Source organism: Desulfitobacterium sp. THU1, from assembly GCF_038181555.1.
In the GTDB taxonomy this organism is placed as follows: domain Bacteria; phylum Bacillota; class Desulfitobacteriia; order Desulfitobacteriales; family Desulfitobacteriaceae; genus Desulfitobacterium.
Genome location: NZ_JBBWUA010000021.1, coordinates 41,201 through 56,723 on the forward strand (window position 1 = coordinate 41,201; position 15,523 = coordinate 56,723).

14 protein-coding genes and 1 tRNA gene are annotated in these 15,523 nt (G+C 38.4%); 9 read left to right on the forward strand and 6 right to left on the reverse strand.

Features of this window, described 5'->3' with window-relative positions:
- Positions 1-20 precede the first annotated feature (20 nt).
- The 4 genes from AAC978_RS13880 to AAC978_RS13895 form a co-directional block, all read right to left on the reverse strand.
- Positions 21-1,094, reverse strand: a complete 1,074-nt coding sequence (locus AAC978_RS13880; protein ID WP_341548668.1) for a tyrosine-type recombinase/integrase — start codon at positions 1,092-1,094, stop codon at positions 21-23.
- Positions 1,095-1,334, reverse strand: a complete 240-nt coding sequence (locus AAC978_RS13885) for a helix-turn-helix domain-containing protein (protein WP_341548669.1) — start codon at positions 1,332-1,334, stop codon at positions 1,095-1,097.
- A gap of 119 nt (positions 1,335-1,453) precedes the next feature.
- On the reverse strand, positions 1,454-1,873 hold the full coding sequence (locus AAC978_RS13890; protein WP_341548670.1) for a hypothetical protein: 420 nt from the start codon (positions 1,871-1,873) through the stop codon (positions 1,454-1,456).
- A gap of 511 nt (positions 1,874-2,384) precedes the next feature.
- Positions 2,385-3,305, reverse strand: coding sequence for a tyrosine-type recombinase/integrase (locus AAC978_RS13895; protein WP_341548671.1), 921 nt, complete (start codon positions 3,303-3,305; stop codon positions 2,385-2,387).
- Positions 3,306-3,774: 469 nt separating this feature from the next.
- On the opposite strand from AAC978_RS13895, the gene AAC978_RS13900 reads away from it, so the two are divergent.
- From AAC978_RS13900 to AAC978_RS13910, 3 genes are all read left to right on the forward strand, one after another.
- Positions 3,775-4,071 (forward strand): stage V sporulation protein S, encoded by a 297-nt coding sequence (locus AAC978_RS13900; protein ID WP_341548672.1) that lies wholly within the window; start codon positions 3,775-3,777, stop codon positions 4,069-4,071.
- A 1,378-nt stretch (positions 4,072-5,449) separates the two neighbouring features.
- Positions 5,450-5,728, forward strand: coding sequence for a hypothetical protein (locus AAC978_RS13905; RefSeq protein ID WP_341548673.1), 279 nt, complete (start codon positions 5,450-5,452; stop codon positions 5,726-5,728).
- Between the two features lie 228 nt (positions 5,729-5,956).
- Entirely contained in the window at positions 5,957-6,247 is a 291-nt protein-coding gene (locus AAC978_RS13910; protein ID WP_341548674.1) for a hypothetical protein, read from the forward strand.
- A gap of 325 nt (positions 6,248-6,572) precedes the next feature.
- Here AAC978_RS13910 and AAC978_RS13915 read toward each other — a convergent pair whose 3' ends face one another.
- Positions 6,573-7,496, reverse strand: coding sequence for a LysR family transcriptional regulator (locus AAC978_RS13915; RefSeq protein WP_341548675.1), 924 nt, complete (start codon positions 7,494-7,496; stop codon positions 6,573-6,575).
- Positions 7,497-7,675: 179 nt separating this feature from the next.
- Between AAC978_RS13915 and AAC978_RS13920 the strand changes: the two genes are divergently transcribed.
- The 5 genes from AAC978_RS13920 (at position 7,676) to AAC978_RS13940 (ending at position 13,676) form a co-directional block, all read left to right on the forward strand.
- Positions 7,676-9,694, forward strand: coding sequence for an alkaline phosphatase family protein (locus AAC978_RS13920; protein ID WP_341548676.1), 2,019 nt, complete (start codon positions 7,676-7,678; stop codon positions 9,692-9,694).
- Positions 9,695-9,996: 302 nt separating this feature from the next.
- Positions 9,997-11,328 (forward strand): MFS transporter, encoded by a 1,332-nt coding sequence (locus tag AAC978_RS13925; protein WP_341548677.1) that lies wholly within the window; start codon positions 9,997-9,999, stop codon positions 11,326-11,328.
- A gap of 226 nt (positions 11,329-11,554) precedes the next feature.
- On the forward strand, positions 11,555-12,520 hold the full coding sequence (locus AAC978_RS13930) for an alpha/beta hydrolase (protein WP_341548678.1): 966 nt from the start codon (positions 11,555-11,557) through the stop codon (positions 12,518-12,520).
- Positions 12,521-12,652: 132 nt separating this feature from the next.
- Positions 12,653-13,048, forward strand: coding sequence for a transposase zinc-binding domain-containing protein (locus tag AAC978_RS13935; RefSeq protein WP_341548679.1), 396 nt, complete (start codon positions 12,653-12,655; stop codon positions 13,046-13,048).
- Positions 13,049-13,523: 475 nt separating this feature from the next.
- Entirely contained in the window at positions 13,524-13,676 is a 153-nt protein-coding gene (locus tag AAC978_RS13940) for a hypothetical protein (RefSeq protein ID WP_341548680.1), read from the forward strand.
- A gap of 808 nt (positions 13,677-14,484) precedes the next feature.
- Here AAC978_RS13940 and AAC978_RS13945 read toward each other — a convergent pair.
- Positions 14,485-14,571 (reverse strand) — tRNA-Leu (locus AAC978_RS13945).
- 253 nt (positions 14,572-14,824) lie between these two features.
- Between AAC978_RS13945 and AAC978_RS13950 the strand changes: the two genes are divergently transcribed.
- Positions 14,825-15,415, forward strand: a complete 591-nt coding sequence (locus tag AAC978_RS13950; RefSeq protein WP_341548681.1) for an HD-GYP domain-containing protein — start codon at positions 14,825-14,827, stop codon at positions 15,413-15,415.
- The last annotated feature ends 108 nt before the right edge of the window (positions 15,416-15,523 follow it).

Here is a 15,523-nt window from a genome sequence, read left to right on the forward strand (position 1 = left end):
GGAATTTCTTTCGTCGAAAATCACAAGACACCCAAAATACTCTGGCCCTTTTTCAAGGAGTGACTATAGTTACCTGCCGTTGTTGCTGGAACCTGTCCTAATTGTTCTGCGACCGTTGTAATGGAAGCACCTTTATCCAGCAGGATCGAGCCGACTCCGTGTCTCAGGTCGTGGATACGTATACTCCTAAGGCCAGCCATTTTTAGAATCCTGTTTTTTGTTCGGAAAAGACTTTCATAGCCAATAAAATCTTTTGAGCTCTCACGTTGGAAAACAAAGTCATCATCTTTTGCTCTGTTACACTTTGTCATCGTCAATTTATGCTCTTTTAACTCGGCCATCGTTTCAGCATCCAACACAAGTTCTCTTTTGCTGCCTTGAGTCTTTGTATCCTTGAGATACCCAGAATTTGAGCTGACTGCCTCGACAATTTTTATCTGGCTGTCTACGAAAGATACAGACTGCCACTTTAGCCCCATCACTTCACCAACACGCATTCCTGTGATGGCCAGTATTTTGATTGGAAGATAAAGCTTGTAATTCTTCGCGGTTTCGATAAAGAGTTTAAGCTCTTCCGCATTTAGTATGTCCCTTTTTTTGTGCCTAACCATTGGTGGTTCAAGCCCATCCATGACATCTTCCGCCAGATATTTTTTCTTAAGGCCCCATTTTGTAATGGTGCGCAGAGTAGTGTAATAATTTTTGATGGTCCGTGGAGAAAGCTTGCCCTGATCCAAAAGAAGGAGTTTCTCGTCAACCTGCATTGAATCCAATGAAGCTATATAAAGGTGACCCAAAAGCTCGGTTAACCTTCGTATGTGGCTTTCATATTTTTCATACGTACTAAGCTCGATTCGCGACTTTTTATATAGTAAAAATCGTTGAAAAAGATCCCCCATAGTCATGCCGCAAGAGTTAGGCAGGTTTTTACTTTTAAGTTCTGCCTGGCGCTTATAAGAATATTCTCTCGCTTTGGCTTCTGTGCCGAGAAAAGTCTCATAATGGCGGACCTTTCTGTTTTCACCATCCTTTCGCATCGTCAAGAAAAATTCTATTTGGTACTTGTTCTTACCGCGTGGTCGAATTGTTGGCATTTATTTTACCCCCTCGTAAGGGGCATGGATAACATTGTTAGTATTCTCCACCCACTCTGACTTTTCCTTTAAATATTCCATTAGAGCCTGTTCGGAAATTCTATATCTTCGCTCGGACAATCTTATTGCAGGCAGTTGTTTAGAGTTAATCAGATCATAGACGTAGGTCTTTTTGACCTGTAGTAAGATCGCCACCTGAGGCACTGTATAGCAATGAACCATTTTATAGTTATTAAGCATAGAATCACTCCTTATCATTTAAAAAAAGCAGGTGCACTCTGCTATGTACAGATAAGGACTTGGTAGGGGTTGGCGGCTTAGTTTTAAACCGCCAACCACAAAGTTATGAACTGTAACCGTTATATGTCATCTTTGTCTACTGTTAAGTCATAAATATGTTGAAGCATCTTTTTCCTCAGGTCGCGATAGATTATTTTGATTTGCATATCTTCTAACATCGGCCGTGGGAAATAAAGATAAACGGAATTTTGGAAATCATTTGTTTTGGGATTCGTTTTTAGTTCTGTTCGTATATTGAATTGTTTATATACGGTCGGAAACAGCTTCTCAAAATCCTTTTCATCGATGGTTATCCCGTTAATTTCTAATCTAAAAACCCAATAGTTCGATATTTCAATTCCCACTCCCGCATCACCCCATTTTCGGTAGTGGACTTTCTTTTCAATCTGTGGTGGTTTTTTAAGTTTCGGCTTTTTTAGTTCTTTTCTATCCGCCGGAACGAAATTGTTTAAGCCATCTATGGGAATTTTCCTTTTCATTGTCATCATCTCCTTATTCATAGTGTTCGGATTATTGGTATACTAAAAATCATTTTTATAGAAATCAAGTATTTATTTTAATAAATCCTTTATGAGTTTTAGATTACAGATAAAGTCTACGGAAATCAAATTTTAGAATATTTCTAAACTAGCATCTCGAAATCGAGAATTACGGCAGACAGTGGTCCAAGTAATTTGATAAAGTAACCCTGTCATTACTGTGGTTCCTATAACAACCGATTCGCTAATGGAGTGATGACTAATGGGCTAGACCGCATAAATTCGTCAAGAGGCTATATCTCTGAAAATGTTGTTCCTTGCTGTAAGCATTGTAACTGGGCTAAGAGAGATGTTCGCTTGAATGAATTTATCGCTCATATCAAAAAAATAGAGGATTGGGCTACTTGTTATCTTCATAGTAAAACTACTTTAAATTAATGAAAAAAGGCAAAAGGTATCCAAAATTATTTGGATACCTTTTGCCTTTTTTGGAGTGTAAATAAAACAATCTCTAATTTTGCTTTTGAACATACGTATTTAACACATCATATCGGCCCTTGCCGTGTCCCAAGTAGTTGCTTACGTAATCCATGGCCTCTTTTTTGGAGAAGCCTTGAGCTCTTCTCAAATCCCATAGTTCTTGTGCTTTAAGTTTACGGATAGCATGTATTCCTGTCACGGGATACTTTTTCTTAAAGTTCAGTTTCTCCATAATCCGATATAGCTGTTTATTAATCGAATCCTTACGGATTCCGATTAATCTATCTTCGGATTTCTTATTATCACATAGCGTTTTTATGAATTCCGTATCCTCGAGTTTTATCGTTAACTCTCTCCGCCTTCCACCTTTTCCTATTACTTCGAGAGTACTCTTTTCCCAATTCACATTTTTTACTTTCAGATTTGCGATTTCGGCATCTCTTAGCCCATATCTATAGGCAAGATCAATGGCTACGATTGCCTTAGATTTGCTATATCGATATCCATAATCTAATATCTTGTCCAAATCCTTCTTCTCCATCGTTTGGATTCTCAACTTCTCGTTCCTCACGGTTTTTTGACTTTGTGGTGTGAGAATGTTCTTTTCCCAATTTGTTGATATCTTAAATTTGCTCTGACATAGTTTTTCAATTTTATTAATGCGTGAAACAAAGTTTCCCAGAGTTGCTGTACTACATGTTGAACTTTTTTGATTTAAATAGCTCTGAATATGATCTGGTTTTATATCCTTGACCTTTTTGACATCTGGATAATGATCTTTCATATACTTCGCTATTTGATAAGATACTTCTTGCAAGTTCTTTTTTTCGCTAAAGCTGCAAACTTTATCCATAGATTCACCAGTATGCTTTGCAGCGTGTTTATCTAGACCCGGCCTAAATGCCGAATCAATAGCCGATTGAAACTGATATCCCAAATTGTGTCTGGCCATATTATCACCTCCTTTTTTGGCATAATGGGGTGTCCGTATTAACGGGGCTGTCGCCCCGTTAATACGGACACCAGACAAATAAATATAAAAAGAGTACAAAAAATAGGGCTCCTTCTGTTCAGATAAAATACTACGATGACATCGCAGTACAAAAATACACGCACGTTCCTCCGCCCTAGATATAAGAACGATATTGTGTGCTAGGCTAATAGCTTAGCCCAAAAAGAATACTGTAATTTTCAACAGTACAAATAGGATAGAAATAAACTCCTTCGTTATTTTGAAAATATCATACCTCCTTCATTATCTTGAAAAATGTGTTAACCACATTTTTACTGTAATAAATGATTTTCTAGATAATCAAGTCAATTATTAAAATTTTTTTATAAAAAATACTTGAAATCATGAAAAATCTTTAAATACACTTCAAGCATACCCAAATTATTAAGATGATGAAGGAGGACTAGTGATGGAGAATAATTCTATCAGAAGTAAAATAACATTAAAGGTCGGAGGCAATACAAATCATAATGCTCTAAAAACTGCAATTGTCGGACATTTATCTGACGGTAAGATGGTCTTACTGGATTGCATTGGGGTCGCCCCAAACTATATTGCTACAAAGGCAATTATACTGGTAAGAGGGCATCTAGTGACAGTGGGGAAAGGTTTAGAGGTATATCCAATCTTCTCCGAGATCATGGTGGATAACCCAACTGACTCGCCAGTAAAAACGGGTATAAGGTGGGTATTAGATTTGAGGTAAAATTGAGAAGAAAAAAATGAGGGGAAACCCTCATTTACATAAATAATTATTCTAACACAATTAATGAACTTACTTAATGCCTATCTACCAACTTATGATGCTTTGATACACCACCATGAAAATTACAGTTCAAAAGAGCCATTATTCCAGCAGTGATGGTGCCGCCCAGTAAAAACAAGCCATGCTTCCGGATGGAAGACCACATATGAACAAGAAATAGCTAGGTAAAATAAGAGTTTTAGATATAGAAAACATAATCTACCAAGTGGTTACTTATCTAACCGCAAAAGGTATAGGCATCGTTAATAAATTTCACTTTCTCGGAAGGCAGGGAAATAAATCGATGAATTATGTTTCCTTGGACTTATATTACGGGATAATTTTTTGTTTAGGGGGGCGTACAAATACGCAGAAACAAACATTAACGCGGAAAAGATGGGGTTTTGTGTATTTGTATTATAGGGGTTACGACCCCCTCGCCTCACTAAATAAGAACTCAGCAATTTATACAAATAAAAGTCCAGTAATACTGGGCTTTTTCGCATTTGGGGGTTAATATAACTTCTGTTTTTGACGGTGCTTTTTTGTTTTTTGTACCTAATCGTTGAAAGATGCACCCCTTTTTAGAGTGAAAGCTACCTCCATTAAAAAGTATAGGAATCGTTAAAAGGTATAGCTCTGATTTGTTGAAAAAGATTTCGATTCTTATGTTTCCGCGAACGCAGCACGTTGAGACGGTCGTCGTGATAGAACGTGAGGTAGCCTGGTATCAAGGGATTTCGGTGTTTTGAGATAATTAAATAGTGTGTTTTATGTTCCCTTGGACGTGGTCTGAGGGAAATTTTTTGTAAGGGGGTAATACCTTTCCGCGCAAATATACATTAACGCGGAAGTAACTGATTTTTTGCGTAATTGTATTTGATAAGACCCCCTATATACTATTGATATGTTTAGACAGGCTTCTCACGTGGAGACAGTGATTCTCCTGAAAAAGAAAACACACCCACTAAATGTAGTGTTAAGACAGTGAAGGCGACACTATATCTAATATTTTTACGCAAAAAAGAGATGTTCCCTTGGGCTGGAGTAGTAGTCCGAGGAAACATGTTATTAGGTTATTAATTAATAGTGCCAGAGTTTGATCTCTGGCATTTTGTGTTTGTTTCTATAAGTTTACGGACGGCGCACCTTTATGCAGATAAAACAAATGCACGGAAAGGACGATGTTATTGCGTAATTGAATATAGAATTAACTCTTAAAAAAAGGGAGTTTCCCCTCGTTTTGGACCAGGTTCAGGTTGGGGAGCAATTTTTCCCGGCAATACGCAACTACAGGCTGTTAAGTATTGAACCTGAAGGCTCCAACTTTAGGGTTTATATGAATGGCGCCCCAAAAATTGGTATCGCAGACGTCTGGCATCCACGGCATCTTTATCAGGATGTCATTGGAAATGTCGGTCAAATTCCCCAATTCGGTACAGTCGGTGTTGATCCGGAACTGGTAGAAAAGGCCATGATACCCTGCTGGGCTAACTACATGCAATGGCAAGCCGACGCCATAAATCATTTAATTAAACAAGAAGGTTACGAGGTTGTCTTTAGTCATATGAAATGGAACGTTGGGGTATACGGTAATGAAGAAAGACAACAATGGTAAGACGCTTAAGGAGATCAATGTTGGGAGAAGACCAAGGCGGTTGTACCTCTTGGGAATCACATCTATATTAATCTTTAGGGCAGATATCCAAACGGTAGTGTTGACCCCGCCGATAAGGATGAACTGGTAACCTAAATCATAAGCGCACTCTATAACTATAGAGCTCCTGAAACCGGAAAACGTGTGATATCCCATGCCTTACGTAACAGGGATGCAGCACTTATTGGAATGAGTGGACCGGAGTGTGGTGACATTATTTACTTTGTCGAACAAGGTTTCAACCGCTTACACGGTGATGCTACAAGTACAATGACCGGTTATCGTGGCACCTCGGTTTCACCAATTTTTATTGCTGCCGGTAAGGGTATTAAGCGGGGCTTTACCACCGACCGTGTGATTCGTGAAGTTGATGTTGCACGAACCGTTGCAGTCTTAACAGGTGTCAGAATGCCTGCTCAATGTGAAGGTGCTCCTATCTATCAAATACTAGAGGAAGTTAGATTAAACATCTACAGATAATGGTTGGGCAGTTTAGACCACGTCGAATACACTAACAAGTCGCAAGGTATGGAGAAATTAACACTTGCTTTAACGATTTGCTAAGCCACTTTTGGCAGATGGCTGAACTGCCATTGTCTTTAAAATAATTTGGTACGGAATTACGAGTTTTGAAACTAGACAAATTTTAAAATTTCGCGGTTATTGGTGTTTTCATAGTTGTTGGTAATAAGGCGAGGCATACCTAATTTTAATAAATTATTACTGAATTTAAGACAATTAGGATGGCATTAACACGGAATTTAATTTTAATTATCCCATTTAACTGTTTTAAACTCATATCTTGTCAGGTAGGAATAATTTGAAAGTATTTTTTAAGAGACTCAATAAATTTATTAAGTTGAGGTGATATCTCAACGTTTTCTGGGATAACATAACCAAAATAATAATCCGTTGGGTTATCTTGTTCTAATAAAATGAAACTTTTACCTTTTGAGAAAAATTGATCAAACTCTCTTTTTGTAATAAAAGTAATTCCTAATTTGTCTTCAGTCATTTTTCTACATGCATCCATAGAATTGACTTCGTAGATCAGGTTATTGCTTTTAAAAGCTTTAAAATCCTCAGGTGTGAAGAAATTATATTTCAATACGATCTTAGGAATTTTATAAAGTTTATCTTCACTTATCACACTTGTTTTTGCCCAGGGAGTATTTTTATTCGAACATATAAAAAGTTTTTCCAGAGATAACACCTTAAATTGAAGACCTTTTTTACTAAGCAGTTGAGAAAAGGAGGCTTCATAGTATTTAGCATCAACAGAAATTATACCAATATCTGCTTGATTACTTGAGACTTCTTCTAAAGCTTCTAAAGAGTTAAGGGTTTTTAAAGATAAGCTAACCTGAGAATAAGATTTCTCATAATCCTTAATTATACGATATAAAAAGGTATCAAGGATTCTGGGCGTACAAATAATATCCAGTTTTCCATTAAGAACAGGGGAATACTTAATTGTTGAAAGAAAATGATCGATTGCTTTCTTATAGGTCTCCGTAATTGATTTCGCAATATCTAAGAAATACTCTCCATCCGGAGTTAAGCTTATCCCTGTGTTAGAACGATTCAATAATATAACGCCCAATTCTTTTTCTATGCTTTTCATAGACTTGCTAATACCTTGCGGTGATATAAAAAAATGTTCTGCAGTACGGTGAATTGAGTGGGTCTCAGAAAGATCAATAAAATAATTTAAGTCCTCAAATCGCATTTTAATCACCCCAGTATAGATGTTATTTTAATAGTTAATTAGAACATATCAACTATAAGTTGATATGGCAAGCAGAAACTTTATCGTCATATGCAAGAAATGATTATGACCATATAATAAGGATATGTTAACTGAGTGTTAACTGCCATAACTAAATGAAAGTGAGGACAAGGTTAAGTATGCAAAGAAAAGCTTTAACAAACAAAATTATTGTTCTCGGTGTGGATGGTATGGATCCAAGATTAACGAAAAAATATTTAGACAAAGGAGTGATGCCTAATTTAGCTAAATATGTGAAAAAAGGTTCTTCTCGAGATGATCTAGTCTTATTGGGAGGTATGCCTACCATAACTCCACCAATGTGGACCACATTATCAACAGGGGCTTATCCCAATACACATGGGATTACATGTTTTTGGAGTCAACATCCAACTAAAATAGATACATTTGTTTATGCAAATGATTCTCGTAATTGCAAAGCGGAACACTTGTGGAATGTATTCGTAGAAGCCGGTAAGAAAACACTAGTATGGCATTGGCCAGGAACGTCTTGGCCTCCAACTTCGGATAGTCCATTATTGCATGTTGTTGAAGGAACCCAACCATCCTCCATTAATTTTGGCATTGGCCAGTTTGACTGGGAACAATTTATAGAAGCTGACGCTGCTACCCAAAAGGAACAAAACACTGAAATTGAAGTGAGTGATTCTGGTGCCGGTTGTGTCATGACCGATATGGAAGTAGAAGAAACCGAAGATACAATGTCGAGTATACAGGGCAAGGAAGCAAGACCAATATTGATGAAAGAAAATGAAGGCGAATGTCAAGCTCACGGGAAGCCGCCATTTTTTAATAGCGTTCCAATAACCGAAGCAACAGGTTGGTCAAATGCGCCAGAAGGAGCAAAGGAATTTGTTTATTATACCTGTGATGGAAAGGTTCGCAGACCCTGTTTAATCCTTAAAAACACAGATGGCAAGTATGATCGTGTAGCGGTATACAAATCAAAAAAGGATTTGGAACCAATCGTCGTTTTACATGAAAAAGAGTATAAGGCTGATATTGTCGATGAAGTTTTAGTTAAGGGTGAAAAGAAAATCGGAACTCGTAGCTATATCGCCTATGACATATCTGAAGATGGCAGCAAAGCCAACCTTTGGGTTGGGGGATCTATGGATATGGAATGTGATACTCTCTTTAGTCCAAAATCATTATATAAAGAAGTTGTAGAAAATGTTGGCTATGTCAAAAGCATTGATCTAGTTTTAAATCCTGGAAAACGAGCAGATTTTATTCAAGAAGTTATGCTTAAAAGCTGGCGTTATTATGGAGATTGGCAAGCCGCAGCTATGAATCATTTGATAAAAACGCATGGCTATGAGGTGGTGTTTAGCCATTATCATAATTTGGACAACTTTGGGCATGTTTGGTACGAACAGGCTAATCAGTATGGACAAGACCAGGAGTTAGAAAATGAATTTGAACGCTTAATGGAAATGGCTTATGTGGATACAGATCGCTATTTAGGTGATTTCTTACATCTCCTTGATGATGGATGGACAGTTATAATAACCTCTGACCATGGGTTATTATGCAAAGAGAAAGAATATATCCAACCAGCTTTAGGGGATGGCTTTGGTGTAAATACAAAAATATTGCGTGAATTAGGCTATACCGTAATGGTACGTGATAAAAATGGTAAGGAAACACGGGAAATAGACTGGACTAAAACCACAGCAACAGCTCCAAGGGGTAACCACATATATCTTAGTTTGAAAGGGAGGAATGAAAACGGGATAGTAGATCCATCCGAAAGATATGAATTAGAGAAGAAAATCATCTCTGATTTATACAACTATCGTTATCATGGTGAAAGAGTCGTTTCTATCGCTATGAGAAACAAGGAAGCTGCTGTTATTGGTATGAGTGGTCCAGAGTGTGGGGATATCATATATTTCCTCGAAGAAGGGGTTAACCGTATGCATGGTGATTCCATGTCAACATACTGGGGTCACGCAGATACTTCTGTATCTCCAATTTTTATTGCAGCTGGGACGGGTGTTAAGAAAAACTATAAAACGGATCGGGTCATACGGCAAGTGGATGTTACACCTACAATGGCTGTGCTCGGTGGTGTCAGAATGCCTGCTCAATGCGAAGGTGCTCCCGTATATCAAATTTTGGAGGAAGAGTATTAAGGCTGGCTAGCTCCTAGACGCACCTCAATTGTAAGGAAGCTTCCTTTTTCCAAACATCGAGGAGTTTCCGGAAATAATGGAGGATTATCCATACTCTGAATGCAGAAATCATGTAAGCCAGATAAAAGCACTGAAGGGTTATGTCCTCGAGGCAGCAGGTCAGGCTGAGCAAGGTAAAGTGGAGATTTTCTCATTCGTCAAAAATCTCCACTCTACTATTGACAAACAGATGGTGTTATGTAAGACTGCACATTTTACTGAAAACGGTTATATACAATAATTCGTTGAAGGGGAAGTAAATAATGGATAATATAAAAAGAAAGAATAATTATTTTGACGGTATGCAACTCACTAGAGACCACAAGTTAGTATTCATATTTGTAATGAGTGCTTTTTTCTTTGAACAATTTGATAATACTAATTTTGGTTTTGTTGCTCCCGCACTAATCAAATCCTGGGGCGTAACTATGGACGTTATTCCCCAAATAACATCGTGGTATTTTATAGGAATGATGCTCGGCGCACTTTTGGGCGGTCTGGTCTCAGATAAAATCGGTCGTAAAAAGACATTTTTAGGCAGCGTTTTACTGTTTTCACTCGGCTCATTTTTGAATGCATTGCCAGGTACCAGTCTCAACTTTTTCATTATTGCCAGGGCACTTACGGGTTTTGGTGTATTTGCGATGATGGTTGTCAGCATAACCTACATTTCAGAGATGGCTCCCGCAGAAGTAAGAGGTAAATGGCAAGGGTTAGTAGCAATGTGCGGTTTGTTTTCCGTTCCGCTTGTTGGCCTTATATCCAGATTTGTTATTCCACTAAGCCCAGACGCTTGGCGTATTCTCTTCTATATTGGTGCCTTAGGAATCATCCCGTTTATTATAGGCATATTTACAATGAAAGAATCCCCACGTTGGTTGGTTTCGAAAGGAAGAATAGCAGAAGCGGAGAAGATCGTTGAAGAAATATCAAAGCAGAAGATTGACTTAAGCGATCTAACTATAGCTCCCAAAGAATCCGTTTGGGAAAATATTATTGAGCTATTTAAGCTTCAGTACATTAAAAGAACCGTTATGCTTCTTATTGCGCTAACTTGTATAACAATAGCAATGATGTCAATGAGCAATTGGACTCCGACTTTATTAACTGCCAAGGGATTTTCACTTACGGCAGCATTGTCTATTACTACAATAGGTATATTTGCTCCTCCATTTGGCGGTTTGTTAAATACTTTAACATCAGATAAAGGCGGTCGAAAAATTCCGCTTATTATTTATGCTTTCTCGACAGCAGTATTCATCTTGCTTTTTGCAAATTTGACAACAAATAGTATTCTAATAATCGGCATTGTTTACTTTGCCCAGGGGGGATTAATGACCTGTTTATGTAATGCACTTTATTCCTATCAAGCTGAATCATACCCGACTAGAATGCGCAATACAGCAACGGGTGGAATCAACGCCGTAGCACGTTTTTTTACGGCAGTATTTCAACCCTTAATACCGTTAGTCTTTACCGCATATAAATTTTCAGGGGTATTCACTTTATTTGCCGGATTAATGTTTGTGACTGGTTTATCGATTTTATTATTAGGAACCAAGACTGGAGGCAGATCGCTTGAAGATATAACCTGAGAATTATTATAGGTTTCCAAATGGGGATTTATGGGTAAATGATAACAAAATAGCTTCATTTCAAACATCACGGAAGGAAGAATGACTACTATGAATTTTTTAGTGGTCATTCTTTGGATAGTATGTCAAATGATCCATCTGAACAATAAGGATTAGATTTTCAAAGAACGCTCGGGTTGGTTTTAGAACCTGAACCCTATCTTTATCTTACAAGGAGGGATGTTATATGATAATCGATCAAATACACCCGGAATTAAAGGAAGCGTTTTTACTATTTCCGGAATCTTCAAACTCAGAAGAGAATATCCAAAAGATAAGAGCCGCCAGATTAGAGCAACTTAAGAAGATACAAGCATTATTACCTAAGAATGAAAACGTAACGGTATCAAGGCGCAGTATTCCAGGATTGCCGGGCGATCCTGATGTTACTATATATATCTTCCAACCAATTAAGTACAAGACGGGAATGCCCGGTATCCTGCATATACATGGCGGGGGATTGGTAATGGGTTCCACGGAAAGTGAGGAGTACCACTGTGTGGAGTATGCAAGCACGTTGAATTGTACGGTAATTTCACCGGAGTATAGGCTTGCTCCAGAACACAAATACCCGGCAGCAGTCAACGATTGTTATGCTACTCTGATATGGTTTGCTCAAAACGCAACAGAATTGGATGTTGATGCTGACAATATTATCATAGACGGCGGAAGTGCCGGAGGATGTTTGTCTGCTGCAACGACTATAATGGCAAGGGACAAAAACGGACCTAAAATAGCGGCACAGTCTTTATTGTGCCCTATGCTTGACTGTCGGTGTAATACACCGTCATGCTTAGCAATCTCAGATAAGCATTTTCCATACAATTATGAAATGGCTGTAAATTCGTGGAAGATGTATTTGGGGGAAATTTCGCCTGATGATGTATCGCCATATGCATCTCCGAGTTTGTTAAAAGACTATAAGGGTTTACCTCCGGCGGTTGTATCTGTCGGGCAATTAGATTTATTCCGTGATGAGACAATTAATTATGTGCAGGCGCTTCAACAAGCCGGAGTACAGGCAGAACTTCATGTCTACCCGGGATGTTATCATGCTGCGGAGGCATTTGGGGCTAACACAGAAATCGTAAAACGAAACCAAGCGAATCATAAAGTGGCTCTGTCAAATCTTTTGAACAAGCGTTATTTTTAATGGATATTTCTAAATGAAATAGGCGGATTATCAAAGTAACCCGCCCTTTCTTGACGTATCAGAAAGTATAAGTTTTAGGTGTTTCCCCTTTACTTGCGGATTTGGTATGATGGAGTTATGGAAACAAACATATTGAGACAGATATTTTTCGATGAGCATAGGCACTGGGATAGATTTGTTAAGAAGTACGGAACTCGTATAAGACCCATTGTGGTTAAAGAGATCGAGAAGTTTCATAATTGTGGTAATCCCAAAAATGGATTCAAGCTTTTAGTCTGTGAGGGCTGTCATGACATATGGATTAGAGTACCTTACCGTTGTAAGGGAAGATTCTGCACGACGTGTTCCAGTGGTGAGACTGAAGAATGGAGCCGGATGATGGCCGAAGACGTTCTGCAGGTTAACCATCGTCATGTCATATTTACCATAGACGAAGGGTTAAGAGTCACATTGGAAAAGGTATATAGTCGTATACCTTCCACTCCCCATTTATCTTCATTCCACCCATGGTTAAACGGCTTTAGATAGTCTGGTCACAGCCGGGACAATCACTCAAGCTCAAGAAGATGTTATTCAAGGTTCCCTAGATTGAGGAAGAGTCTATTTATTAGATTCACTTATTTCAACCAAGCCCTAGAGATGTTAAGGTAAACACGAGGCTGAAAGCGATTCGCTAACAGCCTCGTGTTTTAGTGCGCCACGCATGGCGATTAACTAGACGGTGAAAGTCCGTTATGGGGGTATGTAGCGACCAACCATTAGCTTAAGGCAAGGGTGTCCACCGTGAGATGGAATCTAAAGTCATACACCGGCTGAGGTTTATAGAGGCAAGAAGGCAGCTTAACAGCATGTTGAAGGACATAGCGCAAACAATTCACATATTTCGATGAGCTTATAGTTGCTTCAGTCCATGATTACACTTGATCCCTGATTGTGGACAGTACCAGCCTAGGGTATACCCATAATGATCGGATTATAATTTCCGAGAAGTTATCCTGTTAAAATGATCAACGCCGCAGGCGGTAAGGCAATCTTTAAATACATGGATATGCAAAATGATGGCGAAGTAAAAGCTATGGTAGATGCGTGCGTAGCAGATCAACATGCTTCCGTCCTCCTACAACTTATATATGGACAAAGAGACCTGCCAGAATGATATTTTAGACCTATCATTTTGCTAAGGTCTCTTTGTTCTTAGTAAATCGGAGTATTTGAAATGCTCAAAGACGAGCCCAGAATTGTCTCCATGTTTGATGAGCTTTGTCTGGAAGCAGAGCATAACCAACTTTCAGGGCATTGTATACAATCTAAAATGTATACAGTCTCGAAAGGGAATCTTATAGAATGGATATATGGAAAAGGGTCTGATTCTATTGGTTCTTTTTATAATTCAGAAATGGGCAGAATTCAGATCAGGGAAGAGACTGGAAAGCTCCGATGCGGCCAGTATAAACGTAAGCGCTAAACTAGCCGGCACTTTGATAAGTACCAGCTGATCATAGGAGATTATAGTAACCCCTCGCCGCTGACGTCACGCCAAAAACTTACAAGCAAAAAATTTGAAGAAATCAAAGTGTTAGCTGATAAAGCCGTAAGGTATTACAGTATAAAGGAAGAAGAAACAGCTAGTTGTAAGCAATAAAGCCTTCAAGATCAAACTGCTTTGAAGGTTTTATTGCTTACAATTACTTAGGTTGTAAAGCAAAAATTAAGGACGGAATTTTTTTCTTTAAAATGTTCAATGAAGATTCTTTAAACATAAACAAAACAACCGTCACAAAACGAACTTTTTCGCTTTATAACGGTCGCTATAATTTATCTTTGACGGAATTCTGACGGAATTCTTACGGATACTTCGGGTGATTTACGGGTACTTATTTAATAAATTATCCATGCCCCTCAGATTATAAATTGCTGAAACCCGCTTATATTAACCCTTTACAACTTCTAGCTAAATAAAAATATGGTGCGGTCGAGAGGACTTGAACCTCCATGCCCTTGCGAGCACTAGGACCTGAACCTAGCGCGTCTGCCAGTTCCGCCACGACCGCGTAACATGATTATTATATGCAAACCGAGCATGATTGTCAATAAAATATTCGGATCAGATGTGACTCAGTCTCTAATTTTCCTTGCATGATTGTTGGAAGCAGAGATAACGCAGGTCATAGGACTAAAGGGAAAATATTTTTTGTGGTGAAAATTGAAGAGGATATGGGGGGATTTAGTCGAAAAACTATAAAGTTTTTTGGATTACTTTACGATACCAGAAGATGATGTCATAAAACAAATAGGAGTTGTCGTATGCGTTTAGTCAATATTGCTTATGTGGATGATGGAGAAGTGCTTGCTAGGCCACTGGTAAGCCCTAACGGTAGAGTTTTATTGCAGGCAGGAGTAAAGCTCACTCGTAGCTATATAGATAAATTATCCAGCTTAGGTTTTGATACTATGTTCATCATCGATGATGACTTTCAAGATGTGGAGATTTATTCGGCAGTATCAACGAGAACTAGGGAAATTGCTTATGACTCAATCAAAAACCTCAGCAAAAACATCAATGAGTCCCAACCTCATGTCGTTAATCTGCATGAGATTCAAAAAGCCGTTCAGGATATTATCAGCGATCTTCTCTATAGCAAGGATATGCTGGGAAATGTTATAGATATACAAGGTTATGATGATTATACTTTTCATCATTCCTTGAATACCACAATCATCGCTTTGATTATGGCTATTTCTATGGGCTGGCCCAACACTAAACTGCTGGAATTGGGTATGGGTGTCCTCATGCATGACGTGGGGAAGATCAAGGTTCCGCCTGAAATTCTTAACAAAAGGGGACCTCTTACTCCCGAAGAGTTCGAGGAGCATTCCTGTAGTAGTCAAAAATGAGCTTTGTCAAAAAGAAGACCTCACGTTACAATTTGAAAGGACTGTTGGCCAACAGAATCCAATCAAAATAACGGAGGTCATCCCAAATGAATTTTACACAAAACGAGA